Consider the following 24,628-nt stretch of genomic DNA (forward strand, 5'->3'; position numbering starts at 1 on the left):
TTGCAAGGTAGGGAGGGCCGAAGGGCGGTCCGGTCCGGGCCGAAGGTCGGCGTGAGCACCGCGCAACCCGTGAGAGACTGGTCTAGACAACCCGCTTGAGACTTGAAGGGCAACACCATGGCTGAGCGCCGCGTCAACGTCGGCTGGGCCGAGGGCCTGCACGCCCGCCCCGCGTCCATCTTCGTCCGTGCCGCCACGGCTTCCGGCGTGCCGGTGACGATCGCCAAGTCCGACGGCACCCCCGTGAACGCCGCCTCCATGCTCGCGGTGCTCGGCCTGGGCGCGCAGGGCGGCGAGGAGATCGTTCTCGCTTCGGAGGCCGACGGCGCCGAGGCCGCGCTCGACCGCCTGGCGAAGCTGGTCGCCGAGGGCCTGGACGAGCTGCCCGAGACCGTCTGAGCCCGGTCCCCCGCACGACGCGTGGCCGTGTCCGCCGGAATTCCGGCGGACACGGCCACGCGCATTATCAGGACCTTTTTTCGGGCAGCACAAAGCGCGCACCGAATTCCTGTTCTTTGTATACGGTGCGGCTGTTAATTCCGAGCGCTCGCCGTGTTGACGGCATGTTGCGAAACCCTCACACGGCCCCGCTCCGGACTTTTGAGCCGGTGCAGCGGCAGCGAGCGTTCCGCGTGGAGCGCGGTCAGCGCCCGCGCCCGCTCGGCGTCCCCGCGCGCCACGGCGTCCACGATCGCGCCGTGCTCGGCCCAGGCCTCGACCGGCTGGGCGGGCTGCTCCACGACGTACGTCCAGGCGATCTTCTGCCTCAGCTGAATGAGCAGCGCCGTCAGAGCGGGGCTCCCGGAGGCCTGCGCGAGCGTCTCGTGGAACCAGCCGCCGAGCGAGCGCAGATCCTCGCCCTGATCGCGCCTGGCCCGCTCCTGCCCCAGCCTGACCAGGCCGCGCAGCACTTTGAGGTGGGCGTCGGTGCGCCGCTGCGCGGCCCGTGCGGCCCCCAGCGGTTCGAGCAGCGCCCGCATGTCGAGCAGATCGGCGGCCTCCTGCTCGGTCGGCTCGGCGACGTGGGCGCCCGCGTGGCGGCGGGTGACGACGAAGCCCTCGGACTCCAGGGTGCGCAGCGCCTCGCGGACCGGGACCCGGGAGACCCCGTACCGGCGGGCGAGCTGCTCCTCGGTCAGCCGACCGCCCCGCTCGTACACGCCGGAGACGATGTCGTCCCGGATCGCCGTGCATACCGAGTGCGCGGGAATGCGCATGTCCGACCTCCGCCTTGGTGCGCGCGAGACAATTCCAGCGGCGCCTGTTCTGCGCCGATCGTCGACTCTATTGCAGCCCGCCGGAATTTCCGATGCCCCGACGTAATCCATGGAAGTCTTTTGGACAGCGAAAAGCCCCGGCTCCGTACGAGCCGGGGCTTTTGAGACGCGGTGCGGGTCAGACGTTCACGCCGCGGGCGCGGAGGTACGTGATCGGGTTGATGTCCGAGCCGTACTCGGGGCTGGTGCGCGCCTCGAAGTGGAGGTGCGGGCCGGTCGAGTTGCCGGAGGAGCCGGAGACGCCTATCTGCTGGCCCGGCTCGACGGTCTGGCCGACGTAGACCCCGATGGAGGAGAGGTGCCCGTACTGGGTGTACGTGCCGTCGTTCATCCGGATCACGATGTTGTTGCCGTACGCGCCGCCCCAGCCGGCCTCGACGACGGTGCCGGAGCCGACGGAGCCGACCCGGGTGCCGTAGGCGGCGTGGAAGTCGATGCCGGAGTGGTGGCCGGAGGACCAGAGCGAGCCGCCGGTCTTGTAGCCGGTGGAGACGTACGAGCCGGCGACGGGGGCCTGGAAGGAGGCGAGGCGGCGGCGCTCGGCCTCGCGGGCGGCGCGCTCGCGCTCCAGCCGGATCTCCTTGGCGCGGGCCTCTGCCTTGCGCTTCGCCTCGGCCTTGGCCTTCGCCTCGGCGATGGCCTCGACGGCCTCCTGCTCCTGGGCGGTGGCCTGGGCGTTGATCGGGTCGACGAGGGAGTCCTCGGTGATCACCTGGGTGAGGCCGGTGTCCTCGACGGAGCGGTCGTCCGTGTCGGCGGCGAGTGCCGGGGAGGCGAGGGTTCCGATGACGCCGGTGGTGGCGAGCGTCGCGACGCCGGCGATGCCCACGCTGCGGCGCGCCATCCGGCTCGGACCACGATGCTTCCCGGTGGCACGGGTGAACGCCATGTAGAGGCTGGTCCTTTCCTTCCTTCTCGCCTACCGGGTTAGCTGACGGGTTCGGAGCAGGAAGGTCTCCTACGAGCCCCTCCGCACGAGACGAAGGCGCCCGATTCACCCCAGGGACGATGTGGGTCCCCGGCTCCCCAGGCTCGCGCCTGACGGGGACTCGGCGATGACTGTCCGATGCCGCGGTTGCGGCACGTGCACTGACGAACAGCCGCACCGACGCTATGCGGATCGTCTTTCAATCACCAACCGGACACGCCTTTTGTAAGACATGCCACAGGGCAAACGATCATCTTGACCGCAATACGGACAAAGCGGAGGACCCCGACGAACTATGCCGTCGGGGTCCTCTCGTTGGCGTCTCGGGGCCGGAATCAGCCCGTCACGACGGTCACTTCACCGATGCCGAGCGCACGCACCGGCTCCGCGATCTGCGAAGCGTCGCCGACGAGCACGGTGACGAGCCGGTCCACCGGGAAGGCGCTGACCACGGCGGCCGTCGCCTCGACGGTGCCGGTCTCGGCCAGCCGCGCGTACAACTGGGCCTGGAAGTCGTCCGGGAGGTGCTGCTCCACCTGGTCGGCGAGCGTCCCGGCGACGGAGGCCGCCGTCTCGTACTTGAGGGGCGCCACCCCCACCAGGTTCTGCACGGCCGTCTCCCGCTCGGCGTCCGTGAGGCCCTCGGCGGCGAGGGTGCGCAGCACCTTCCACAGGTCGTCGAGCGCCGGGCCCGTGTTGGGGGTGTCGACGGAGCCGCTGATGGCGAGCATCGACGCGCCGTTGCCCTCGGCGTCCGAGCGGAGCACCTGGCCGAAGGCCCGCACGCCGTACGTGTAGCCCTTCTCCTCGCGCAGGACCCGGTCCAGACGCGAGGTCAGGGTGCCGCCCAGGCAGTACGTGCCGAGGACCTGGGCCGGCCAGACGCCGTCGTGCCGGTCGGGGCCGACCCGGCCGATCAGCAGCTGCGTCTGAACGGCGCCGGGGCGGTCCACGATGACGACCCGTCCGGTGTCGTCGGCGGTGATCGGCGGCATCGGGAGCGGCTCGGCCGGCTCACCGGTCCAGGCGCCCAGCGTCTCGGCGAGGACCTTCTCCAGGTCGACGCCCGTCAGGTCGCCGACGACCACGGCGGTGGCCGTGCCGGGCCGGACGTACGCCTCGAAGAAGGCGCGGACGGCGGCGGCGTCGATCGCGGCGACGGTCTCCTCGGTGCCCTGGCGCGGCCGGGACATCCGGGACTCGGCCGGGAACAGCTCCTTGGAGAGCTGCTTGGCGGCGCGGCGCCCCGGGTTGGCCGTCTCGTGCGGGATCTCGTCGAGACGGTTGCGCACCAGGCGCTCGATCTCGGTGTCCAGGAACGCCGGGGCGATGAGGGCCTCGGAGAGCAGCCCGAGCGCCTTGGGCAGCCGGGAGACCGGGACCTCGAGGGAGACCCGTACGCCCGGGTGGTCGGCGTGCGCGTCGAGCGTGGCGCCGCAGCGCTCCAGCTCGGCCGCGAACTCCTCGGCGCTGTGCTGGTCGGTGCCCTCGGAGAGCGCGCGGGCCATGATGGTCGCGACACCGTCGAGACCGGCGGGCTCGGCGTCCAGCGGGGCCGGCAGGAAGATCTCCACGGCGACGACCTGCTGGCCGGGGCGGTGGCTGGTGAGCACGGTCAGCCCGTTGTCCAGCGTGCCGCGGTCCGGGGCCGGGAAGGCCCACGGCTTCGCGGCGCCCGGCTGGGGCTGCGGGTGGAAGTCCATGCTCGTCAAAGACACGGCGGCGTCGGTCACTGGTCCGCTCCCTCTTCGTCATCGCCGTCGGCGTTGTCGCTCTGCTCGGTCGCCAGGGGCTCGTAGACGAGCACCGCGCGGTTGTCGGGGCGCAGCTTGGCCGCGGCGGCCTCGCGCACCTCGTCGGCGGTGATGTCCAGGACGCGGTCGACGGCGGTCAGGGCGAGCTGCGGGTCGCCGAACAGCACGGCGAACCGGCACAGTTCGTCGGCGCGGCCCGCGACCGTGCCGAGCCGGTCCAGCCACTCGCGCTCCAACTGGGCCTGCGCGCGCTCCATCTCCTCGGGCGTGGGGCCCTCGGCGGCGAACCGGGCGAGCTCCTCGTCGACGGCGGCCTCGATCTGCGGGACCTCGACGCCTCCGGAGGTCTTGACGTCGAGCCAGCCCAGCGAGGGCGCCCCGGCGAGCCGCAGCAGGCCGAAGCCGGCGGCGACGGCCGTACGGTCACGGCGGACCAGACGGTTGTGCAGACGGGAGGACTCCCCGCCGCCCAGGACCGTCAGGGCCAGGTCGGCGGCGTCGCACGCGCGCGTGCCGTCGTGCGGCAGGCGGTAGGCGGCCATCAGCGCACGGGCCGGGACCTCCTCCTCGACGACCTCGCGCAGCTGCTCGCCGATGACCTCGGGCAGCTCGCCGGAGCGCGGCTCGGGCTTGCCGTCGTGGGCGGGGATGGAGCCGAAGTACTTCTCGACCCAGGCGAGCGTCTGCACCGGGTCGATGTCGCCGACGACCGACAGCACCGCGTTGTTCGGGGCGTAGTACGTGCGGAAGAAGTTCCGCGCGTCCTCCAGGGTGGCCGCGTCCAGGTCGGCCATGGAACCGATCGGCGTGTGGTGGTACGGGTGGCCCTCCGGGTAGGCGAGGGCGGTCAGCCGCTCGAAGGCCGTGCCGTACGGCACGTTGTCGTAGCGCTGGCGGCGCTCGTTCTTGACGACGTCGCGCTGGTTCTCCATGGACTCGTCGTCCAGGGCGGCGAGCAGCGAGCCCATGCGGTCGGCCTCCAGCCAGAGCGCGAGCTCCAGCTGGTGCGCGGGCATGGTCTCGAAGTAGTTGGTGCGCTCGAAGCTCGTCGTGCCGTTGAGCGAACCGCCGGCGCCCTGCACCAGCTCGAAGTGGCCGTTGCCGTGCACCTGCTTCGAGCCCTGGAACATCAGGTGCTCGAAGAGGTGGGCGAGGCCCGTGCGGCCCTTGACCTCGTGGCGCGAGCCGACGTCGTACCAGAGGCAGACCGCGGCGACCGGGGTCAGGTGGTCCTCGGAGAGCACCACGCGCAGGCCGTTCGCCAACCGGTGCTCGGTCGCTGTCAGGCCGCCGGAGCCGGCCTCGGCCGTGGCCGTGTGACCCATGGGCATGTACGTCCCTTCGATCGCGATGTGAAAAAGTCCTGCCACTGTATGCAAGCGCGCCGACACCTGGCGAAGTTCCCGGACCTTCGTGATGTCCCTCTTCCGGGTCGCGGTCGGCGTTGTCGGTGGCACGGTCCACAATGGTCCGCGTCAGATCAACCTTGTTGGTGAAGGAGCCGCAGCCGCGATGGCCCGCCGCAGCACGAAGACACCGCCGCCGGACGACGCGTTCGAGGAGCGAATCCTCGACATCGACGTCGTCGACGAGATGCAGGGCTCCTTCCTCGAGTACGCGTACTCGGTGATCTACTCGCGCGCCCTCCCCGACGCCCGCGACGGCATGAAGCCCGTCCAGCGGCGCATCGTCTACCAGATGGGCGAGATGGGACTCCGTCCCGACCGCGGCTTCGTCAAGTGCGCCCGTGTCGTCGGCGAGGTGATGGGCAAGCTCCACCCGCACGGCGACGCGTCGATCTACGACGCGATGGTCCGCATGGCCCAGTCCTTCTCCATGCGCCTCCCCCTCGTCGACGGCCACGGCAACTTCGGCTCCCTGGGCAACGACGACCCGCCGGCCGCCATGCGGTACACCGAGTCGCGGATGGCCCCGGCCGCGCTGCTCATGACCGAGTCCATCGACGAGGACACGGTCGACTTCGCGCCGAACTACGACGGCCAGGAGCAGGAGCCGGTCGCGCTCCCCGCGGCCTACCCGAACCTGCTGGTCAACGGCGCGTCCGGAATCGCGGTCGGCATGGCGACGAACATGCCCCCGCACAACCTGGGCGAGGTCGTCGCGGCCGCCCGCCACCTGATCCGCTACCCCAACGCCGACCTCGAGGCGCTGATGCGCTTCGTGCCCGGCCCCGACCTGCCGACCGGCGGCCGGATCGTCGGCCTCTCCGGCATCAAGGACGCGTACGCGTCGGGCCGCGGCTCCTTCAAGATCCGCGCCACCGCGACCGTGGAGACCGTCACGGCGCGCCGCAAGGGCATCGTCGTGACCGAGCTGCCCTTCACGGTCGGCCCCGAGAAGGTCGTCTCCAAGATCAAGGACCTGGTCGGCTCCAAGAAGCTCCAGGGCATCGCGGACGTCAAGGACCTCACCGACCGCAGCCACGGCCTCCGCCTGGTCATCGAGATCAAGAACGGCTTCGTGCCCGAGGCGGTCCTGGAGCAGCTCTACAAGCTGACGCCGATGGAGGAGTCCTTCGGCATCAACAACGTGGCGCTGGTCGACGGACAGCCGCTCACCCTCGGCCTCAAGGAGCTCCTCGAGGTCTACCTCGACCACCGCTTCGAGGTGGTCAGGCGCCGCTCCGAGTTCCGCCGCACCAAGAAGCGCGACCGGCTCCACCTGGTCGAGGGCCTCCTCGTCGCGCTCCTCGACATCGACGAGGTCATCCGGCTCATCCGCGAGAGCGAGAACTCCGCCCAGGCCAAGGAGCGCCTGATGGAGCGCTTCTCCCTGAGCGAGATCCAGACGCAGTACATCCTGGACACCCCGCTGCGCCGCCTCACCAAGTTCGACCGCCTTGAACTGGAGAGCGAGCGCGACCGCCTCAACGGCGAGATCGACGAGCTGACCGGGATCCTCGACTCCGACGCGGAGCTGCGCAAGCTGGTCTCGGCGGAGCTGGCCGCCGTCGCCAAGAAGTTCGCCACGGACCGGCGGACGGTCCTCCTGGAATCGGCGGGCGCGCCCGTAGCCGCCGTGTCCCTCGAGGTCGCGGACGACCCGTGCCGGGTGCTGCTCTCCTCGACGGGCCTGCTGGCCCGCACGGTGACCGAGCACCTCCCGCCCGTGACGGACGGCAAGCGCGCCAAGCACGACGCGATCGTCTCGACGGTCGCCGCCACCCAGCGCGGTGACGTCGGCGCGGTGACCTCGGCCGGCCGGCTGCTGCGGATCGCGGTGATCGACCTTCCGCAGCTCCCGGACACCGCGACCGCCCCGAACCTCGCGGGCGGCGCGCCGCTCTCCGAGTTCCTCTCCCTGGAGGCGGACGAGACGGTGGTCTGCCTGACCACCCTCGAGGAGTCCTCGCCGGGCCTCGCCCTCGGCACGCTGCAGGGCGTCGTGAAGCGCGTCGTGCCGGACTACCCGGCGAACAAGGAAGAGCTGGAGGTCATCACCCTCAAGGACGGTGACCGGATCGTCGGCGCGACGGAGCTGCAGACGGGCGAGGAGGACCTCGTCTTCATCACCTCCGACGCCCAGCTGCTGCGCTACCAGGCCTCGCAGGTGCGGCCCCAGGGCCGCCCGGCGGGCGGCATGGCGGGCATCAAGCTCACCGCGGGCGCCGAGGTCATCTCGTTCACGGCCGTCGACCCGGCGTCGGACGCCGTCGTCTTCACCGTGGCGGGCTCCACCGGCACCCTGGACTCCTCGGCGGGCACGTCGGCGAAGCTGACCCCCTTCGACCAGTACCCGCGCAAGGGCCGCGCGACCGGCGGCGTCCGCTGCCAGCGCTTCCTGAAGGGCGAGGACGTCCTGACCCTGGCCTGGGCGGGCCCCACCCCGGCCCACGCCGCCCAGAAGAACGGCACCCCGGTCGACCTCCCCACCCCGGACCCCCGCCGCGACGGCTCGGGCACCCCCCTCCCGAAGCCGATCGACGTGGTGGCGGGCCCGGCGAGCTAGGACTCGTCAGGCTCCTCTTCCGTCCGCTGCACGTACCGCAGGACGCCCCACATGCTGTGTTCGTCGGGGGTGTCCTGCGGGCCGTTCAGTTCGCAGGCGGCGAGTTCCTTGCGCAGGGCGGACGCGTCGGTGCCGGAGCCGATCAGGACGAGTTGGGTGAGGCGTTCCTCGCCGGCGGGCCAGGGTTCGGGGTAGAAGCGCAGGAAACGGCCGACGGCGTGTACGGCGTAGCGGTTGGCCGGGTCGGCGGGGCCGAGGTCGACGAAGCCCTTGATCCGGTAGAGGCCCTCGGGGCGCGAGTCGAGGAAGGCCATCAGGCGGCGCGGGTGCAGCGGCGTCGAGGACGTCACCGAGAGGCTCTCGTAGGCCGCGTGCGGATGGGCGTGGTCGTCGTCCTCGGAGCCGTACAGGATGTCCTCGATCGACATCTGGCCCTCGATCTCGCCCTCCGGTGCGACCCGGTCGAAGAGCAGCTCCGGATCGACGCGCCCGTGGGAGGCCTCGACCACGGCGGCGCGCCCGGCGAGCGCGGCCACCGTCTTCCGTACGCTCCGCAGCTCGTCCTCCGCCACCCGGTCCGCCTTGTTGACGACGACGAGGTCGGCGAGGGCGAGGTGCCGGTCGGTCCCGGGGTGCCGCTGCCAGGTGGCCTCGAACTCGGCCGCGTCGACGACCTGGACGAGTCCCCCGTACACGACCCGCTCGTTCTCGCTGGCGAGCACCATGCGGACCAGCTCCTCCGGCTCCGCGAGCCCGCTCGCCTCGATCACGATCACGTCGAGCCGGGACTCGGGCCGGGTGAGGACCTCCAGGTACTCGTCGAGCTCGCCGGCGTCGACGGCGCAGCACAGGCAGCCGTTGCCGAGGGAGACGGTGGACCCGACCTGGCCGGCGACGGTCATCGCGTCGATGCCGATGTCACCGAAGTCGTTGACCATGACTCCGATGCGGGTGCCCCGGGCGCTGCGCAGCAGATGGTTGAGGAGCGTGGTCTTCCCGGCCCCGAGAAACCCGGCCAGGACGACGACGGGGATCTGCTGCGTGGTCAAGGGACGTGCCTCCGGTTCCTTCGGTCCCACGGCCGTGGGCGCCGTGGGCAGCCCCCAGAATAGGCGCCCGTTCCGTCACCATTTCCGGTCCCGGGGCGCGGCCGCTTACGGTTTCCGGCATGAGCCCCGCACAGACCAGCCCGCCGCGCGCCCGCGCGCGCCGTCGGCGGTTCGGGTGGCCGCAGCGGGTGTTCTCGCAGGTCCTGCTGATGCAGCTGGCCATCGCGACCGGTGTGACCGTCCTCGCCACCGGCCTGTTCCTCGCCCCGCTGAGCGCCCAGCTCGACGACCAGGCCATGCGGCGGGCCCTCGCCATCGCCGGGACCACCGCGTCGCCCCGGCTCGCCGCGGACCTCACCGGCAGCCGGCCGTCCGCGCGGGGCCCGGTCCAGACGGAGGCGGAGCGGATCAGGACCTCCACGGGCGCCGAGTACGTCGTGGTCATGGACACGCGCGGGGTGCGCTGGTCGCACACCGACCCCGCGCAGATCGGCAGGCTCGTCTCCACCGACCCGAGCGCCGTCCTCGCCGGGCACGAGGTGATGGAGATCGACAGCGGCACCCTGGGCCGCTCGGCGCGCGGCAAGGTGCCGCTGCGGGACGCCGACGAGCGGATCGTCGGCGCGGTCTCCGTCGGCATCGAGTACGACAGCGTCCGCGACCGGCTCCTCGCCGCCATCCCCGGCCTGCTGGCCTACGCGGGCGGCGCGCTCGCGGCCGGGGCGCTCGCCGCCTATCTGATCTCCCGGCGGCTCCAGCGCCAGACCCACGACCTGGCCTTCTCCGACATCTCCGCGCTGCTCGCCGAACGCGAGGCCATGCTGCACGGCATCCGCGAGGGCGTCGTGGCCCTCGACCGCAACGGCTCCGTCCGTCTCATGAACGACGAGGCACAGCGGCTCCTCGGCCTCGGCCCCGAGGCGGCGGGCCGGCCGCTCGACGAGGTCCTCGGCGGGGGCCGTACCGCCGACGTCCTCGCGGGCCGGGTCACCGGCGAGGACCTGCTCACCGTCCGGGGGCACCGGGTCCTGATCGCCAACCGGATGCCCACGCACGACGGCGGCGCCGTGGCGACCCTCCGCGACCGCACCGAACTGGAACGCCTCGGACGCGAGCTCGACTCCACCCGCGGCCTGATCGACGCGCTCCGCGCCCAGGACCACGAGCACGCCAACCGGTTGCACACCCTCCTCGGCCTCCTGGAGCTGGAGATGCACGAGGAGGCGGTCGAGTTCGTCACGGAGGTCGTCGGCGTGCACCGGGCCACCGCCGAGCAGGTCACGGAGAAGGTCCACGATCCGCTCCTCGCCGCGCTTCTGGTCGGGAAGGCGACCGTCGCCGCCGAGCGGGGCGTCTCGCTGCGGCTCGCACCCGACTCCCTGCTGCCGGACCGACTCGTCGACCCGCGCGAACTGGTCACCGTCGTCGGCAATCTGGTCGACAACGCCCTGGACGCCGTCGCCGGCACCCCCGGCGCCCGCGTCGAGGTCTCCTTCCTCGCCGACGGCCGTACGGTGGTGCTGCGGGTCACGGACAGTGGCCCGGGCGTCCCCGAGGACCGTCGAGAGCTGATCTTCACCGAAGGCTGGACGACGAAGGAGCTGCCGTCCCACGGGAAGCGCGGGCTCGGCCTCGCCCTGGTGCGCCGGCTCGCCGAGCGCCGGGGCGGCACCGCCGAGGTGGCCGACGGTCCCGAGGGCGGCGCGGTGTTCACGGTCGTCCTCCCGGACGCCCTGACCGAGCCGGGGCCCACCGAGCCGGGGCCCACCGGGCCGGAACCGGCTTCGGACCGCTCTTCGGACCGCTCTGAGGAGGCGTCGCGATGATCGACGTGCTCGTGGTGGACGACGACGTGCTGGTCGCGCGGATCAACGCCGCCTATGTCGCCAAAGTGCCCGGCTTCCGGGTGGTCGCCACCGCCCACTCGACCGCCGAGGCACTCGCCGCTCTGGACGGACAGCCGGTCGACCTGATCCTCCTGGACCACTACCTGCCCGACGAGAACGGACTCGCGGCCGTACGGGAGCTCCGCGCCCGTGGCCATCAGTGCGACGTGATCATGGTGACGGCGGCCCGTGACGTGGCCACCGTGCAGTCGGCGATGCGGCACGGCGCGCTCCAGTACCTGGTCAAGCCGTTCAACTTCGCCGGGCTCCGCGCCAAGCTGGAGGCGTACGCCACGCTCCGCCGCACCCTGGAGAGCGGCGGCGAGGCGGAGCAGGCCGAGGTGGACCGGATCTTCGGGGTCCTGTCGGCGGGCGCCGTCACCCCCGACCTCCCCAAGGGCCACTCCCCCACCACCGCCGAGGTGGTCCGGCAGGTACTGCTCGCGGCCGGCGGACCGCTGTCCGCCCAGGAGATCGCCGAGCGGGCCGGCGTCAGCCGCCAGACCGCCCAGCGCTACCTCAAGCTCCTGGAACGCACCGGGCGGGTGCGCCTCTCCCTCCGGTACGGGGAGACCGGCCGCCCCGAGCACCGGTACGCCTGGGCGAGCTCACCGACCGGCGGCTGACGCCCGGGCCCGGACGGGTGGCCCAGCGACGGGACGGTCAGACCGCGCCCGCGCCCGTCAGGGAGCGCACCTCGGTCTCTGCGTGCCGGGCCTCGTCGGGCGGCTCGGGCGAGGTGACGGTGCCGATCCATCCGGCCAGGAAGCCGAGCGGGATGGAGACCGCCCCCGGGTTCTGCAGCGGGAAGAGGTGGAAGTCGACGCCCGGGAACAACGACTCCGGGCTGCCCGAGACGACCGGGGAGACCAGGACGAGCAGCACCGCGGGGATCAGGCCGCCGTACACCGACCAGACCGCGCCCCGGGTGGTGAACTTCCGCCAGAACAGCGAGTAGAGCAGCACCGGCAGATTGGCGGAGGCCGCGACCGCGAAGGCCAGCCCGACGAGGAAGGCCACGTTGAGGTCGCGGGCGAGCAGGCCGAGGCCGATGGCGGCGGCGCCGATCCCGGCCGCGGCGACCCTGGCCACGGCCACCTCGCTGTACTGCTTCGCGTGCGGGCGGCGCAGCGAGGTGTACAGGTCGTGGGCGACGGAGGCCGAGGAGGCCAGCGTGATCCCGGCGACGACGGCGAGGATGGTCGCGAAGGCGACGGCGGCGACGACCGCGAACAGCACCGTGCCACCGGTCGAGCCCGCGCCGCCGCCGAGATCGAGGGCGAGCAGCGGTACGGCCGTGTTCCCTGAGGCGTTGGACGCACGGACCTCGTCGGGGCCGATCAGCGCGGCCGCGCCGAAACCGAGCACGATGGTCATCAGGTAGAAGCTGCCGATGAGCCCGATGGACCAGACGACGGAGCGGCGGGCGGCACGGGCGGTCGGCACGGTGTAGAAGCGCGACAGGATGTGCGGCAGTCCGGCCGTGCCCAGCACGAGGGCGAGGCCGAGGCTGATGAAGTCGAGGCGGGCCGTCCAGTCGCCGCCGTACCGCAGCCCGGGCGCGAGGAAGCCCGGGCCGTGCCCGCTGCGCTCGGCCGCGGTGGAGAGCAGGCTGTTCACGTCGCCGTGGAACCGGAGCAGGACGAGGACGGTGAGCGCGATCGTGCCCGCCATGAGCAGGACCGCCTTGACGATCTGGATCCAGGTGGTGGCCCGCATCCCGCCGAGCGACACGTAGATCACCATCAGCGCGCCCACGCCGATCACCGTCCACGAGCGCGCCGCCTCGCTGGAACCGCCGAGCAGCAGCGCCACCAGGCTCCCGGCACCCACCATCTGCGCCACGAGGTACAGCACGGAGACGGCCACCGAGGACGTTCCCGCGGCGATCCGCACCGGCCGCTCCGCCATCCGCGCCGCGACGACGTCGGCCAGCGTGAACCGGCCGCAGTTGCGCACCAGTTCGGCGACCAGCAGCAGCACGACCAGCCAGGCGACGAGGAAGCCGACGGAGTACAGCATGCCGTCGTAGCCGTAGAGCGCGATCAGCCCGGAGATGCCGAGGAAGGAGGCCGCGGACATGTAGTCCCCGGCGATGGCGAAGCCGTTCTCCAGGGGCGAGAACAGTCGCCCTCCGGCGTAGAACTCCTCCGCCGAACCGTGGCGGTGGCGGCTCACCCAGGTGGTGATCGCCAGGGTCACGGCGACGAAGACGCTGAACAGCACGAGCGCCAGCGTCTGGTGGCTTCCGGTCACGGCTGCACCATCCCCCGGGTCATCTCCTGCGTGTCCCACCGCAGTTCCAGCGCGGCCCGGTCCCTGCGCAGCCGCGCGTGCCGCGCGTACGCCCAGGTCAGTAGGAAGGTGGTGAGGAACTGCCCGAGTCCCGCGATCATCGCCACGTTCACCGCTCCGGCCACCGGCCGCGCCATCAGCCCGGGTGCCGCGGTCGCCGCGACCACGTAGGCGAGGTACCAGAGGAGGAACGCCAGGGTGGCCGGGAAGACGAACCGACGGTAGCGGCGGCGGACTTCCTGGAAGGCGGGGCTCCGCTGGACCTCCAGATAGATCTCCGCCGCGCTGTGGACCCGCTGCCGCGGCACCGCGTCGAGGCGGCCGTCGCCGGATGCCCCGGTCGCCGTCTCTCCGCTCCAACCGGAAGCCGTCGCCTCGTACCAGGGGTCGTCGACCGCCATCGCCGTGGCGTCGCGCCCCTCTTGCCTGTCCACCTGCTCCACCGACCAACTCTCCTTGTCAGCGAACCGTTTCGGCCGCGTATGCCCAAGGATGGACAGAGCGGGAAGATCCCGGACTCTTCTCCTCCCTCTCTTCACCCCATCAGGTGACTCTTCTCCCAGGCGCCCTGACCAGACCGTGCTGATATGCGTACCGCACCGCCTGCACACGGTCGCGCACCCCGGTCTTGGCGAAGAGGTTGTTGATGTGAGTTTTGACCGTTGCCGTGGAGATCCTCAGCCGCCCGGCGATCTCCGGGTTGGACAGCCCGTCCGCGACCAGCACGAGCACCTCCGTCTCCCGCTCGGTCAGCCCGTCGACGCCCGGCCCGGACGACCCGCCCGAGGCCCCGGACCTCGCCCCCAGGCCCCCTCCCGCCACCGACGGCTCGCCCCGAGTGTTCGGATCGCCCCAGCCATCGCGGTCGTCGCGGTCGCCCCAGCCATCCCCGCCGTCTCCGCCGTCCCTCTCAGCCCGGCCGGCCCGGCCATCCCGGTCGATCAGCCTCTCAAGGAGCCGTCGCTGCACGGCGGGGGACAGTCCGGCCCGCCCGTCGATCACGTCCCGCACGGCCCGCTCGATCTCCTCCCCACCGGCGTCCTTGGTGAGGTAACCGCGCGCCCCGGCCTGCAGCGCCGGGAACAGCGAGTCGTCGTCGGCGTACGTGGTGAGTACGACGACCTCCGTCCCGGGATGCCGGTCGCGAATCCGGCGGGTGGCCTCGACGCCGTCGCAGCGCGGCATCCGCAGGTCCATCAGGACGACATCGGGACCTAGCTCGGCGGTGAGCGCGACCGCCTCCTCCCCGTCCCGGGCCGACCCGACGACCTCGATCCCGGGAAGCAGGCCCAGCAGCATCACGATCCCCTCCCGCACGACGGCCTGGTCGTCGGCGACGAGGACGCGCGCGACACGGTCGCCGTCCGCGGCGCTCATACCGGCACCCGCAGCCGCACCGTGAACCCGGTCCCCTCGGGCCCCGCCTCCAGGCTGCCGCCGAGCAGTTCGGCCCGCTCTCTCATGCCGAGCAGCCCGTACCCGGAGCCGGAGGACCCCAGCTCCTCCCCCAGCCGCGCGCCGTCGACCGCGGGAGGCGGGCCGGAGTCACGTATCTCCAGTGAGACCGCGTCCGTCCCGTAGACGAACCGGATCCTGGTCCTGGCCCCCTGGGCGTGCTTGCGGACATTGGCGAGGGCCTCCTGCGCGACCCGACGGACGGCCTGCGCGGCCTCGGCGGGCAGGTCCCGGCGCTCGCCGGTGACATCGACCTCGGCGCGGTCCTCCCTCGCCAGTTCCCGCAGATAGTCCTCGACCGGCACCATGTCCCCGCGCAGGGCCGAGAGCGCGTGGCGGGTCTCGGTGAGCCCCTCTTTGGCCATGGATCTTGCCGAGGTCACCAGTTTCAGGATCTCCGCACGGTCAGCCCCGGCCTCGATCTGGAGCCGCGCGACCTCCAGGCGCACCATCTGGGCGGAGAGGCTGTGGGCGAGCACGTCATGTATCTCCCGGGCGATCCTGGCCCGCTCGGCGAGCGCCGCCGAGGCCGCCTCCGCTTCTCGGGCGAGGCGCTCCTGGGCGAGCAGTTGGAACCCGGCTCCCCGCGCCTCCGCGTCCAGCCTGAGCGAGTAGCCGGCGAGCAGCGCGGCCGCCGTGGTGACACCGGCCCCGATGACCCCCGTCTCGTCGGCCTCCGCGAACCCGGCCGCCAGCACCGCCACGGTGGCCAGCCCGATCGAGAGCGGCAGTCTCTCCATCGCCATGACCGCGACGACGAACCAGAGCACCGTCGCGGGTTTCGGGGCGCCCGCCGCGTAGGCTCCCAGACCGCAGAGCGTGATCACCGCGAGCAGCCCCAACGAGGCCGCGAGGCGACGGTCGAGGGTCGTGTGGTGGTACCGCAGCGCCGCCGCCGCGCAGAGCCCGAATCCCAGCGGAGGCAGCGGCGCCCACCAGCCGTCGAACGCGCCCGAGGTGTAGCAGCCGGTCACCACGAAGACGCTCAGGCCCACGATCATGGTGTAGTCGAGGACGATCCGACCCCGTGGGAAACCGACCCGGGTGAGTGCCTCCCGCGAGGGCCAGGAGCGCCACGAGGCACCGAGCGCCGTACCGCCACTCGCCTCCGCCGACTCCCTCACCCTCGCGCCTGCGCCTGCGCCCGAACTCGTACGTGTGCCCGCGCCCGCGAATCCTCGATCGCGCTTCTCGCCCGTCATCGCCATCGTCCCCCTCCGACGGTTCAATGCTACGGAGAGTAGTCGATCGTGTGATCGGCCCGTGGGTGGAGCGTATGGCTCCACCCACGGGTGGAGTTCCTCAGGCGTCGATGCGCGAACGGTCGAGGGTCGCCGCCGAGCCGGTGATGAACTCCTTGCGGGGCGCCACGTCGTTGCCCATGAGGAGGTCGAAGACCTGCTCCGCCGCGTCCAGGTCGCCGATGTTGATCCGGCGCAGGGTGCGGTGACGCGGATCCATCGTGGTCTCCGCGAGCTGGTCGGCGTCCATCTCGCCCAGACCCTTGTAGCGCTGGATGGCGTCCTTGTAGCGGACCCCCTTGCGCTGGAACTCCAGGAGGGTCTGCCGCAGCTCGTTGTCCGAGTACGTGTAGACGTACTTGTCCTGGCCCTTCTTGGGCTGGACGAGCTCGATCCGGTGCAGCGGCGGCACCGCGGCGAAGACCCGGCCGGCCTCGACCATGGGCCGCATGTACCGCTGGAAGAGCGTCAGCAGCAGGCAGCGGATGTGGGCGCCGTCGACATCGGCGTCGACGAGAAGGACGATCTTCCCGTAGCGCGCGGCGTCGATGTCGAAGGTGCGGCCCGAGCCCGCTCCTATGACCTGGATGATCGCGCCGCACTCGGCGTTCTTCAGCATGTCCGAGACGGACGACTTCTGGACGTTGAGGATCTTGCCGCGGATCGGCAGCAGCGCCTGGAACTCACTGTTCCGGGCGAGCTTGGCCGTACCGAGAGCCGAGTCACCCTCGACGATGAAGAGCTCGCTGCGCTCCACGTCGTCGCTGCGGCAGTCGGCGAGCTTGGCCGGCAGCGAGGAGGACTCGAGCGCGGTCTTCCTGCGCTGGGCCTCCTTGTGCTGGCGGGCCGCGATCCGGGTCCGCGCCGCGGCGACGGCCTTCTCGAGCACGGCACGCGCCTGCGCCTTGGCGTCCCGCTTGGTGGAGGTGAGGAAGGTCTTGAGCTCCTTGGCCACCACGTTCGCCACGATGCGGCGGGCGGCGGAGGTGCCGAGGATCTCCTTGGTCTGTCCCTCGAACTGCGGCTCGGCGAGGCGGACCGTCACGACGGCCGTGAGCCCCTCCAGGGCGTCGTCCTTGACGATGTCGTCCTCGGCGACGCGCAGCATCTTGGCCGAGCGCAGCACCTCGTTGACCGTCTTGGTGATGGCCTGCTCGAAGCCGGAGACGTGGGTGCCGCCCTTGGGCGTGGCGATGATGTTGACGAAGGACTTGACCGTGGAGTCGTAGCCGGTGCCCCAGCGCAGGGCGACGTCGACGGCGAGCTCGCGGGTGACCTCGGTCGGGGTCATGTGGCCGCGCTCGTCGAGGACCGGGACGGTCTCCTTGAAGGTGCCCTGCCCGGTGAGGCGCTGGATGTCGCAGACGGCCTTGTCCTGTGCGAGGTACTCGCAGAACTCGCTGATGCCTCCGTCGAAGCGGAAGGTCTCCTCGCTCTTGCCGACGCCGGCCAGATCCCGCTCGTCGCGGACGACGATGGTGAGGCCCGGGACGAGGAAGGCGGTCTGCCGGGCGCGCTGGTGGAGCGTCTCCAGGGAGAGCTTGGCGTCCTTGAGGAAGATCTGCCGGTCCGCCCAGTAGCGGATGCGCGTGCCGGTGCGGGTCTTGGGGACGCGCTTGCCCTTGATGAGGCCGTTGGCCGGGTCGAAGGGGCTGTCGGGGCCCTGCTCGGTGAAGATGCCGGGGACGCCGCGGCGGAAGGAGATCGAGTGGGTCGCGCTGTTCCGGTCGACCTCGACGTCGAGGCGGGCCGACAGGGCGTTCACCACGGAGGCGCCGACGCCGTGCAGACCGCCCGAGGCCGCGTACGACCCTCCGCCGAACTTTCCGCCGGCGTGCAGCTTGGTCATGACGACCTCGACGCCGGAGAGGCCGGTCTTCGGCTCGACGTCGACCGGGATGCCCCGGCCGTTGTCCTGGACCTCGACCGAACCGTCGTCGTGGAGGATGACCTCGATGTGATCGCAGAAGCCGCCGAGGGCCTCGTCGACCGAGTTGTCGATGATCTCCCAGATGCAGTGCATCAGGCCGCGGCTGTCGGTGGACCCGATGTACATGCCGGGGCGCTTGCGGACCGCTTCGAGCCCTTCGAGTACGAGCAGGTGCCGCGCGGTGTAGTTGGAACCGTCACGGTCTGCGGTCAGCAGCGCACTGGACGGCACGGACGTCTCGGCGGTCACGCGGTTCGCTCCTCGCTGAATTTGAAATCTGGCCCGGTGGGGTAAGGCCCTGCGTCGGTCACCGCACAGAGGGTACCGATGCCTGGTAGAGCCGTTGTAACGCCACCCACCCCGATTCCTCATGCTAGTCCAGGGTCGTATGGATGTTCGATCCCTCGATGGGGTGACGTGAACATCACGTTCCCTTCCAGGCATGAACCATTTAGGCTCCGGGCACGTCCTCATGAACAACCGGCAACCACGCCGGGAGGGCTAACCGACACAAGCAACGCGAAATCCGTAGAGCGACGCAATACGGCTCATTCGCCGCCAACCGGCAGCAGACAGCCACCTTGGGAAGAAGTTTCAAGGGAAAGCCACGAGCGGGAACGTTTTCGGCCTGGTTGGATGTTGACCCTGGTACGACAGCTCGTCGAGCTAGAGAAGAGGCGACGTGACTACTGTTCTGACCCCCGCGAGCCCCCTGACGGCCGCTGACCGTTGCGACCGCTGCGGCGCCCAGGCATACCTGCGCGTCGTTCTGACCAGCGGAGGTGACTTGCTCTTCTGCGCCCACCACGGACGTAAGTTCGAGCCGGAACTCAAGAAGATCGCCGTTGAGATACAGGATGAGACGGACCGGCTGACGGACGTGCCGGCCCGCACGATGGGCGAGGACCACGCCTGACGCCATCCACGACGAGCCCAGGGCCGGTCGCTGACCGGACGACGGGCGGTCACTCGCACGCTCGCGCGGGTGACCGCCCGTTCTCGTATCCGACGGCGTCTCAGAAGCGTGCGGGAAGCACCGCGGAGACGCGCGTGTAGACGCCCGGGTTCTCCGCCTGCCCGCAGCCGCTGCCCCAGGACACCAGACCGACGAGGAGCCCCCGGGCCACCAGCGGGCCGCCGCTGTCGCCCTGGCACGCGTCCTTCCCGCCCTGCGGGTCCCCCGCGCACAGCATCGTCCCGCTCTGGTAGCGGACGCCGAAACCGCCCGGGTACGCCCGCTCGCACGCCGTGTCCGGCAGCACCTGGACGCGCGCCGTCCGCAGCGCGGAGGCGTAGGTCCCGTTGCCGGTCGTGTCACCCCAGCCGTAGACGTCAGCCTCCGTCCCCGGCGCGTACGCCGCGTCCCCGGACCGCGCGACGCCGATCACGTACGACTGCGGCAGCGCGCTCACCAGCGTCAGCACGGCCAGGTCGCCCGAGTTGGTCGTCGGGTCGTAGTCGGGGTTGATCCAGGTGTCGGAGATCCGCACCTCCTGCCCCTCCTGCCCCCGCAGCGCCGCGCGGCCCGCGATCACCACGAAGTCGCGCACCTCCCAGGGCTCCCCGCCGAGCACCTCACGGCCCAGGCAGTGGGCCGCCGTGAGCACCTTGGTCGGCGCGACGACCACACCCCCGCAGAACTGCCCCGCGCGCGTACCCCCGAACCGGTCACGGCTGGACAGCGCCACGGCCCACGGCGCGTCCGTGATCTGAGTCGCCCGCCCGCCCACCACGACGCTGTCGGCGGCCACGGAACCGGCGGTGACGAGCTGCCCCGCCGCCGCGGCGATCAGGCCCAGAGCACCCGTCAATGCTCGGGTGAGGGAACCACGCATGGAGCCTCCTGACTCTCGGGTGATGTCGGTTCACCCAGCGTCCAGCACGCTCCCGGACCCCGCACCCGCGCAAAGCCGGAGGGCCCGGCTCCCCCTCTCGGGGAACCGGGCCCTTCCGTGTGCCGGTGCGTACCTCGTACGGATCAGTCGAGGTAGTCGCGCAGGACCTGCGAGCGCGACGGGTGGCGGAGCTTCGACATCGTCTTCGACTCGATCTGGCGGATCCGCTCTCGCGTCACGCCGTAGACCTTGCCGATCTCGTCCAGCGTCTTCGGCTGGCCGTCGGTGAGGCCGAAGCGCATGGAGACGACGCCCGCCTCACGCTCGGAGAGCGTGTCGAGGACGGAGTGCAGCTGCTCCTGGAGGAGCGTGAAGCTGACCGCGTCGGCCGGCACGACCGCCTCGGAGTCCTCGATGAGGTCACCGAACTCGCTGTCTCCGTCCTCACCCAGCGGGGTGTGGAGGGAGATCGGCTCACGGCCGTACTTCTGAACCTCGATGACCTTCTCCGGGGTCATGTCGAGCTCCTTGGCCAGCTCCTCCGGGGTGGGCTCGCGGCCCAGGTCCTGGAGCATCTGGCGCTGCACGCGCGCGAGCTTGTTGATGACCTCGACCATGTGCACCGGGATACGGATGGTGCGGGCCTGGTCGGCCATGGCGCGGGTGATCGCCTGACGGATCCACCAGGTGGCGTACGTGGAGAACTTGTAGCCCTTGGTGTAGTCGAACTTCTCGACGGCGCGGATCAGACCCAGGTTGCCTTCCTGGATCAGGTCCAGGAAGAGCATGCCGCGGCCGGTGTAGCGCTTGGCCAGCGAGACCACCAGACGGAGGTTGGCCTCCAGGAGGTGGTTCTTGGCCCGGCGGCCGTCCTCGGCGATGATCTCCAGCTCGCGCTTGAGCTTCGGGGCGAGCTTGTCGGAGTTCGCCAGCTTGTCCTCGGCGAACAGACCGGCCTCGATGCGCTTGGCGAGCTCGACCTCCTGCTCGGCGTTGAGCAGCGGGACCTTGCCGATCTGCTTGAGGTAGTCCTTGACCGGGTCGGCGGTGGCACCGGCGACGGCGACCTGCTGCGCCGGAGCGTCGTCCTCGTCCTCGTCGGACAGGACGAAGCCCTTGCTCTCGCCCTCGGTCTCCTCGTCCTCACCCTTGCCGGGCGCGACGTCCTCGAGGAGCTCCTCGCCCTCGACGAGCTCGTCGGCGTCCTTCTTGGACGCGGTCTTCTTGGCCGCCGTCTTCTTGGCGACGGTCTTCTTGGCCACCGCCTTCTTGGCGACGGTCTTCTTCGCGGCCGCCTTCTTCGCGGGCGATCCGGCCTCGTCGGCCGGGTCGGTGCCCTCGGCCGACGAGGCCGTGGAAGCCGAGACGGTGGTCTTCGTCACGGTCGTCCTGGCGGTGACGGTCTTGGTGGCGGTGCGCTTGGCCGGGCTCTTCGCTGCGACGCTCTTGCGGGCGCGCTTCGGCGACTCCGCTGCACTGACCATCAGCGTCACACCCTCTTCCTCGAGGATCTGATTGAGGCTGCGCAGAACATTCTTCCACTGGGTTGGCGGAATCTGGTCAGCTTCGAAGGCCCGACGCACGTCATCGCCGGCGATCTGCCCATCAGCCTTTCCCCGCTCGATGAGCGCCATCACAGACTCGGACTCGGCGATCTCCGGCGGGAGCGTACGGGATGTGCTGGCCGACACGAACAACCTCTCGGAACGATGGAAAACGGCTTCCGGCCCCACCCTGGATCGGGCTGGAGCCGACGACCGTCGACGGGGAATGTGTCGACGGCGCGGGCTGGACCGGGGAACTGCACAGCGCCTCCATCGGCTGCTGTATTCCTTCCTCGGCTGTCACCTCTTAGGTCATCGCACGGCTCGGAGGAGTGTTACGCCCAATCTTCGTGGCCCGAGTCACACCTCATTTGCGACGAAACGCCCAGAGCGGTCGATCATGGCACATTCGCGCCGCCGGAACCCGGGCGCCGCCCGGGGAGGCCCTGCCGGGCCCCCGGGTGGTGCTCGGACCCGGCGGCACGCCGTGCGTGCGCCTGCGTACTCCCGGCCACGGCCCGGGGGTCAGTGTTCGCGAGGGGCGGGGACGACGCGCTCCCCCTCGGGGTGGACCGTGAGCAGCTGCCGCATGGCGCTCTCGGCTCCATGGGCGTCCCCGGTGGCGAGCGCGTCCACGATCCGGGCGTGATGCGCCAGGCAGGCCTCGCTCGGCCGGTCGCAGCCGGTGGCGGGGCCGCCGGAGACCTGGAGCGCGGAGGCGACGATGCCGGACAGGTGCTCCAGCATCCGGTTTCCGGCCAGCTGGATGAGAAGGGAGTGGAACTCCGTGTCGGCCCGGGAGAAGGTGATGCCGTCTCCCTGGGCGAACGCGTGCCCCATGATCTCGACCATGTCGGCGAGGCGCTGCTGCACGTCCTCGCGACCGTGCCCGGCGGCGAGGCGGGCGGCCAGGGGCTCGATCGTCCACCGCAGCTCGTTCAGCTCGCGGCGCTGGTCGTCACGCTGGGGACCGAAGGCTCGCCATTCGATGATGTCGGGGTCGAGGAGGTTCCAGTCACTGACGGGCCTGACCCGCGTGCCGACGTTCGGGCGGGCGCTCACGAGCCCCTTCGCCTCGAGCACGCGCAGCGACTCGCGCACGACCGTGCGCGAGACCTCGAACCGCTGGCCGATCTCCTCGGGGACGAGCGGGCGGTCGGCCCCCAGGTCGCCGGAGACGATCATCTGGCCGAGCTGCTGGACGAGCTGCCCGTGCAGTCCGCGGCCCCGGTTGCCGGCGGTCCGGCGGCCGACGCGGCCGAGGTCGGTGTCCACCCCCTCCCAGGCGGGCGGGGCCACACGGCCGGCGGCGGGCGCCTCCGCGTAGGGGTAGCGGTCGAGATCGCCCGGGGCGCCGAGGCCGGAGTCGACGGGGCGGGCGGCGGTCATCATGGTGTGCGCAAGGGTACTCACGCATCCTTTGTCGGCGTTGCCTCCGTGACCCTTGAGGTCTTTGGTGAAAAGCACACGAAAGGGTGATCGGCACCCCCTACACAATTGACGATCAATCGGACATTTAAGGCGGACTTTAAGGGAGTTGGCGGGGAACCGGAATCTTTGAGTCGGCAAGTGATCACCAACGAGCCTTGCGACGAAGGCCGGTGAACACGTAGGCGCAGAGCAAGCCCGTCAACGTCAGCGAGAGCGCCACCCCCGCAGGCTGGGCGACCACTCGCAGCGCCCCCGCCAGCCAACGGTCCAAGGCCGGCGACCACTGCGGACCGGCGAACTCGCGCAGTCGCGCCGGGAGTCCGGCCGCCGAGCGCACCGACGGCCCCGACAGCACCTTCTGCATCAGCGGAACGAAGGCGACCGGCACCGCGAGCACCGCCGCCACGCCGGCCGCGGCGGCCCGGAACACCCCGGCACCGAGCACCCCGGCCCACGCGCAGCCCACGACCAGGCCAAGCCAACTCGCCGAGAGAGTGGGCCAGTTCTTCGGCACGGGGACCAACTCGCCGCCGTAGACGAATCGCAGGGCCGTCAGGTCGGCCGCCACGACGAGCGCCCCGAGCGCAAGGGCGACGACGGCCGCCACGGCGAGCTTCGCGAGCAGCAGGCCCGGCCTGCGGGGCACGGCTCCGCGTCCCGTGGTGAGCGCGGGATAGCGGTACTCCTCGCCGAAGGAGAAGGCTCCGAGCAGCCCGGCGCCCAGAGCCGCGGGCGGCAGGGGGGACAGCGCGGGCCAGCCGGTGAACACGGCCGGCAGCTCGGCTCGACCGCCGCGGCCGAGGAGCAGGGCGAGCGTCACGGAGACGAGCAGCACGGCAGCCACGACGAGCGGGGTGGAGGGCACGCCCAGGAGACGGTGAAGCTCGTACCGCAGTGGGCGCAGGGGGGAGCGCATGGGCCTCCGTCCGGCACCCCGCCGCCTTCGCCGACCTTCCTTCGTCGCGCCCCCGGCACCGGGGGACGAGACGGCAGGGGTTTCGGTTTTCCCTGCGTCCTCGCCTTCCCGGGTACGCCGCGCCTGCGAGGTGCCACCGTCTCCTCCCCTCTCGTCGGCGAGCCGGTGGATCGGCACGCCGTGCCGGAAGGCGGTGTCGCCGACGGCCGCGCAGTCGGTGCCGTAGACGGACAGACGGTTCCCGTCCTCTGCCACCACCTCTACGGGGCGTCGGGCGGCTCGGGCCTCCTGCGTGACGACCGCGGCCAGCCGCGCGGCGTGCGGGGTCCGGACGACGACCCGGGGGCGCAGACGGGTCCGGGCGAACTCGACGGCGTCCTGGTCGGCGACGAGCCGTCCGCCGTCGAGGGTGACGACACGGTCGGCGTTCCCGGCCGCGTCCTTGGGGTCCTCCGTGGTGTACAGCACGGTTCCCCCCTCCGCGGCATGCGCGCGCAGCACCTCGTGGAGCCACGCGCTCTCGGGTACGGAGAGACCGGCGGCCGGCTCGTCGAGCAGCAGGGTGTGCGGGGTGCCCAACAGTGCCGCGGCGAGTCCGAGTCGGCGGTCGGCGCCGATCGGCAGGGTGCCGATCCGTCGGCGCTCGAGACCGGCGAGGCCCACGGTCCGCACCAGCTCATCGGCTCGCGCGGCGGGAAGACCGTTGGCGGCGCAGAGCATCCGCAACTGTCCCCGGAGGGTGCGGGAGGGATGTCCGGGGACGTCACCGAGGAGCACGCCGACCTCGCGAGGGGGGTGGGCGATGCGATGCAGCGGACGGCCGCGGAAGTAGGTGATCCCACGGCCCGGCTCCAGTTCGAGCATGAGCCGGAGGGCCGTGGTCTTGCCGGATCCCCGAGGGCCGAGGAGGGCGGTCACGGTGCCCGGCCGGGCCTCGAAGGACAGATCGTCCACGGCGGGCGGGCGATCGCGGCGGGGAGTGCTGGTCAGTCCGATTGCCTGGAGCATCGCTTCTCTCGCGGTAGGTGACACCGCTCCGCGGCAGGGCGGCGCTACCGCAGCAAGATAACGCTACATTTCGGACTTTCCACGCAGGTTTGGCGCCCAAGAGTGCCGGA

Annotated in this window: 19 protein-coding genes and 1 riboswitch; of the genes, 5 read left to right on the plus strand and 14 right to left on the minus strand. The window is 71.3% G+C overall.

Features of this window, described 5'->3' with window-relative positions; genetic code table 11:
* Positions 1 to 117 precede the first annotated feature (117 nt).
* Entirely contained in the window at positions 118 to 399 is a 282-nt protein-coding gene (locus GGE06_RS30435; protein ID WP_015036698.1) for an HPr family phosphocarrier protein, read from the plus strand.
* Positions 400 to 533: 134 nt separating this feature from the next.
* On the opposite strand, the gene GGE06_RS30440 is transcribed toward GGE06_RS30435, so the two are convergent.
* The 4 genes from GGE06_RS30440 to GGE06_RS30455 form a co-directional block, all read right to left on the minus strand.
* On the minus strand, positions 534 to 1,217 hold the full coding sequence (locus GGE06_RS30440; RefSeq protein ID WP_116158427.1) for a GntR family transcriptional regulator: 684 nt from the start codon (positions 1,215 to 1,217) through the stop codon (positions 534 to 536).
* A gap of 178 nt (positions 1,218 to 1,395) precedes the next feature.
* Positions 1,396 to 2,166 carry a M23 family metallopeptidase gene (locus GGE06_RS30445; RefSeq protein ID WP_116158428.1) on the minus strand — a complete coding sequence of 257 codons (771 nt, stop codon included), beginning with the start codon at positions 2,164 to 2,166 and terminating at the stop codon, positions 1,396 to 1,398.
* A 12-nt stretch (positions 2,167 to 2,178) separates the two neighbouring features.
* Positions 2,179 to 2,342: riboswitch (cyclic di-AMP (ydaO/yuaA leader) on the minus strand.
* 198 nt (positions 2,343 to 2,540) lie between these two features.
* Positions 2,541 to 3,938 carry a M16 family metallopeptidase gene (locus GGE06_RS30450; RefSeq protein WP_116158429.1) on the minus strand — a complete coding sequence of 466 codons (1,398 nt, stop codon included), beginning with the start codon at positions 3,936 to 3,938 and terminating at the stop codon, positions 2,541 to 2,543.
* A complete protein-coding gene (locus tag GGE06_RS30455; RefSeq protein WP_116158430.1) occupies positions 3,935 to 5,290 on the minus strand; it encodes a M16 family metallopeptidase in 1,356 nt (451 codons plus the stop codon). The genes GGE06_RS30450 and GGE06_RS30455 overlap by 4 nt, the downstream gene beginning before the upstream one ends.
* Positions 5,291 to 5,471: 181 nt before the next feature.
* Between GGE06_RS30455 and GGE06_RS30460 the strand changes: the two genes are divergently transcribed.
* Positions 5,472 to 7,928: a DNA gyrase/topoisomerase IV subunit A gene (locus tag GGE06_RS30460; protein ID WP_116158431.1), complete on the plus strand. Its 2,457-nt coding sequence runs from the start codon at positions 5,472 to 5,474 to the stop codon at positions 7,926 to 7,928.
* Here the strand turns inward: GGE06_RS30460 and GGE06_RS30465 are convergent.
* Positions 7,925 to 8,977: a CobW family GTP-binding protein gene (locus GGE06_RS30465; protein WP_184932339.1), complete on the minus strand. Its 1,053-nt coding sequence runs from the start codon at positions 8,975 to 8,977 to the stop codon at positions 7,925 to 7,927. The genes GGE06_RS30460 and GGE06_RS30465 overlap by 4 nt on opposite strands.
* Positions 8,978 to 9,096: 119 nt before the next feature.
* Between GGE06_RS30465 and GGE06_RS30470 the strand changes: the two genes are divergently transcribed.
* Complete coding sequence (locus tag GGE06_RS30470) at positions 9,097 to 10,803, plus strand: sensor histidine kinase (protein WP_184932340.1); 1,707 nt, start codon at positions 9,097 to 9,099, stop codon at positions 10,801 to 10,803.
* The gene (locus tag GGE06_RS30475) at positions 10,800 to 11,489 is read left to right on the plus strand and encodes a DUF7342 family protein (RefSeq protein WP_116158434.1); all 690 of its coding nucleotides are present in this window, start codon (positions 10,800 to 10,802) and stop codon (positions 11,487 to 11,489) included. Before GGE06_RS30470 ends, GGE06_RS30475 begins: the two co-directional genes overlap by 4 nt.
* Positions 11,490 to 11,526: 37 nt before the next feature.
* Here the strand turns inward: GGE06_RS30475 and GGE06_RS30480 are convergent, their stop codons facing one another.
* From GGE06_RS30480 to GGE06_RS30500, 5 genes are all read right to left on the minus strand, one after another.
* The gene (locus tag GGE06_RS30480; protein WP_116158435.1) at positions 11,527 to 13,119 is read right to left on the minus strand and encodes a monocarboxylic acid transporter; all 1,593 of its coding nucleotides are present in this window, start codon (positions 13,117 to 13,119) and stop codon (positions 11,527 to 11,529) included.
* Positions 13,116 to 13,559 carry a DUF485 domain-containing protein gene (locus GGE06_RS30485; protein ID WP_181924846.1) on the minus strand — a complete coding sequence of 148 codons (444 nt, stop codon included), beginning with the start codon at positions 13,557 to 13,559 and terminating at the stop codon, positions 13,116 to 13,118. Before GGE06_RS30485 ends, GGE06_RS30480 begins: the two co-directional genes overlap by 4 nt.
* A gap of 142 nt (positions 13,560 to 13,701) precedes the next feature.
* A complete protein-coding gene (locus GGE06_RS30490) occupies positions 13,702 to 14,535 on the minus strand; it encodes a response regulator transcription factor (protein ID WP_184932341.1) in 834 nt (277 codons plus the stop codon).
* The gene (locus GGE06_RS30495; protein WP_312883364.1) at positions 14,532 to 15,737 is read right to left on the minus strand and encodes a sensor histidine kinase; all 1,206 of its coding nucleotides are present in this window, start codon (positions 15,735 to 15,737) and stop codon (positions 14,532 to 14,534) included. The genes GGE06_RS30490 and GGE06_RS30495 overlap by 4 nt, the downstream gene beginning before the upstream one ends.
* Before the next feature lie 178 nt (positions 15,738 to 15,915).
* A complete protein-coding gene (locus tag GGE06_RS30500; RefSeq protein ID WP_116158437.1) occupies positions 15,916 to 18,033 on the minus strand; it encodes a DNA gyrase/topoisomerase IV subunit B in 2,118 nt (705 codons plus the stop codon).
* 433 nt (positions 18,034 to 18,466) lie between these two features.
* Here GGE06_RS30500 and GGE06_RS30505 point away from each other — a divergent pair, with 433 nt between their 5' ends.
* On the plus strand, positions 18,467 to 18,700 hold the full coding sequence (locus GGE06_RS30505) for a DUF7455 domain-containing protein (protein WP_030687247.1): 234 nt from the start codon (positions 18,467 to 18,469) through the stop codon (positions 18,698 to 18,700).
* 100 nt (positions 18,701 to 18,800) lie between these two features.
* Here GGE06_RS30505 and GGE06_RS30510 read toward each other — a convergent pair whose 3' ends face one another.
* The 4 genes from GGE06_RS30510 to GGE06_RS30525 all read right to left on the minus strand — a co-directional run bounded on the left by GGE06_RS30510 (position 18,801) and on the right by GGE06_RS30525 (position 24,518).
* Positions 18,801 to 19,619: a S1 family serine peptidase gene (locus tag GGE06_RS30510; protein ID WP_184932342.1), complete on the minus strand. Its 819-nt coding sequence runs from the start codon at positions 19,617 to 19,619 to the stop codon at positions 18,801 to 18,803.
* Between the two features lie 143 nt (positions 19,620 to 19,762).
* On the minus strand, positions 19,763 to 21,310 hold the full coding sequence (locus GGE06_RS30515; protein WP_184932343.1) for an RNA polymerase sigma factor: 1,548 nt from the start codon (positions 21,308 to 21,310) through the stop codon (positions 19,763 to 19,765).
* A gap of 378 nt (positions 21,311 to 21,688) precedes the next feature.
* Positions 21,689 to 22,576 carry a FadR/GntR family transcriptional regulator gene (locus GGE06_RS30520; RefSeq protein ID WP_184932344.1) on the minus strand — a complete coding sequence of 296 codons (888 nt, stop codon included), beginning with the start codon at positions 22,574 to 22,576 and terminating at the stop codon, positions 21,689 to 21,691.
* A gap of 160 nt (positions 22,577 to 22,736) precedes the next feature.
* Positions 22,737 to 24,518 (minus strand): ABC transporter ATP-binding protein, encoded by a 1,782-nt coding sequence (locus GGE06_RS30525; protein ID WP_116158441.1) that lies wholly within the window; start codon positions 24,516 to 24,518, stop codon positions 22,737 to 22,739.
* Positions 24,519 to 24,628: the final 110 nt, after the last annotated feature.

It is taken from the genome of Streptomyces nymphaeiformis, from assembly GCF_014203895.1.
Taxonomy (GTDB): Bacteria; Actinomycetota; Actinomycetes; order Streptomycetales; family Streptomycetaceae; genus Streptomyces; species Streptomyces nymphaeiformis.

Coding starts and splice junctions, on each gene's coding strand:
- GGE06_RS30455 (WP_116158430.1), bottom strand. CDS start 5,290: ATGCCCATGGGTCACACGGCCACGGCCGAGGCCGGCTCCGGCGGCCTG.
- GGE06_RS30460 (WP_116158431.1), top strand. CDS start 5,472: ATGGCCCGCCGCAGCACGAAGACACCGCCGCCGGACGACGCGTTCGAG.
- GGE06_RS30525 (WP_116158441.1), bottom strand. CDS start 24,518: ATGCTCCAGGCAATCGGACTGACCAGCACTCCCCGCCGCGATCGCCCG.
- GGE06_RS30445 (WP_116158428.1), bottom strand. CDS start 2,166: ATGGCGTTCACCCGTGCCACCGGGAAGCATCGTGGTCCGAGCCGGATG.
- GGE06_RS30470 (WP_184932340.1), top strand. CDS start 9,097: ATGAGCCCCGCACAGACCAGCCCGCCGCGCGCCCGCGCGCGCCGTCGG.
- GGE06_RS30475 (WP_116158434.1), top strand. CDS start 10,800: ATGATCGACGTGCTCGTGGTGGACGACGACGTGCTGGTCGCGCGGATC.
- GGE06_RS30435 (WP_015036698.1), top strand. CDS start 118: ATGGCTGAGCGCCGCGTCAACGTCGGCTGGGCCGAGGGCCTGCACGCC.
- GGE06_RS30440 (WP_116158427.1), bottom strand. CDS start 1,217: ATGCGCATTCCCGCGCACTCGGTATGCACGGCGATCCGGGACGACATC.
- GGE06_RS30485 (WP_181924846.1), bottom strand. CDS start 13,559: ATGGCGGTCGACGACCCCTGGTACGAGGCGACGGCTTCCGGTTGGAGC.
- GGE06_RS30510 (WP_184932342.1), bottom strand. CDS start 19,619: ATGCGTGGTTCCCTCACCCGAGCATTGACGGGTGCTCTGGGCCTGATC.
- GGE06_RS30490 (WP_184932341.1), bottom strand. CDS start 14,535: ATGAGCGCCGCGGACGGCGACCGTGTCGCGCGCGTCCTCGTCGCCGAC.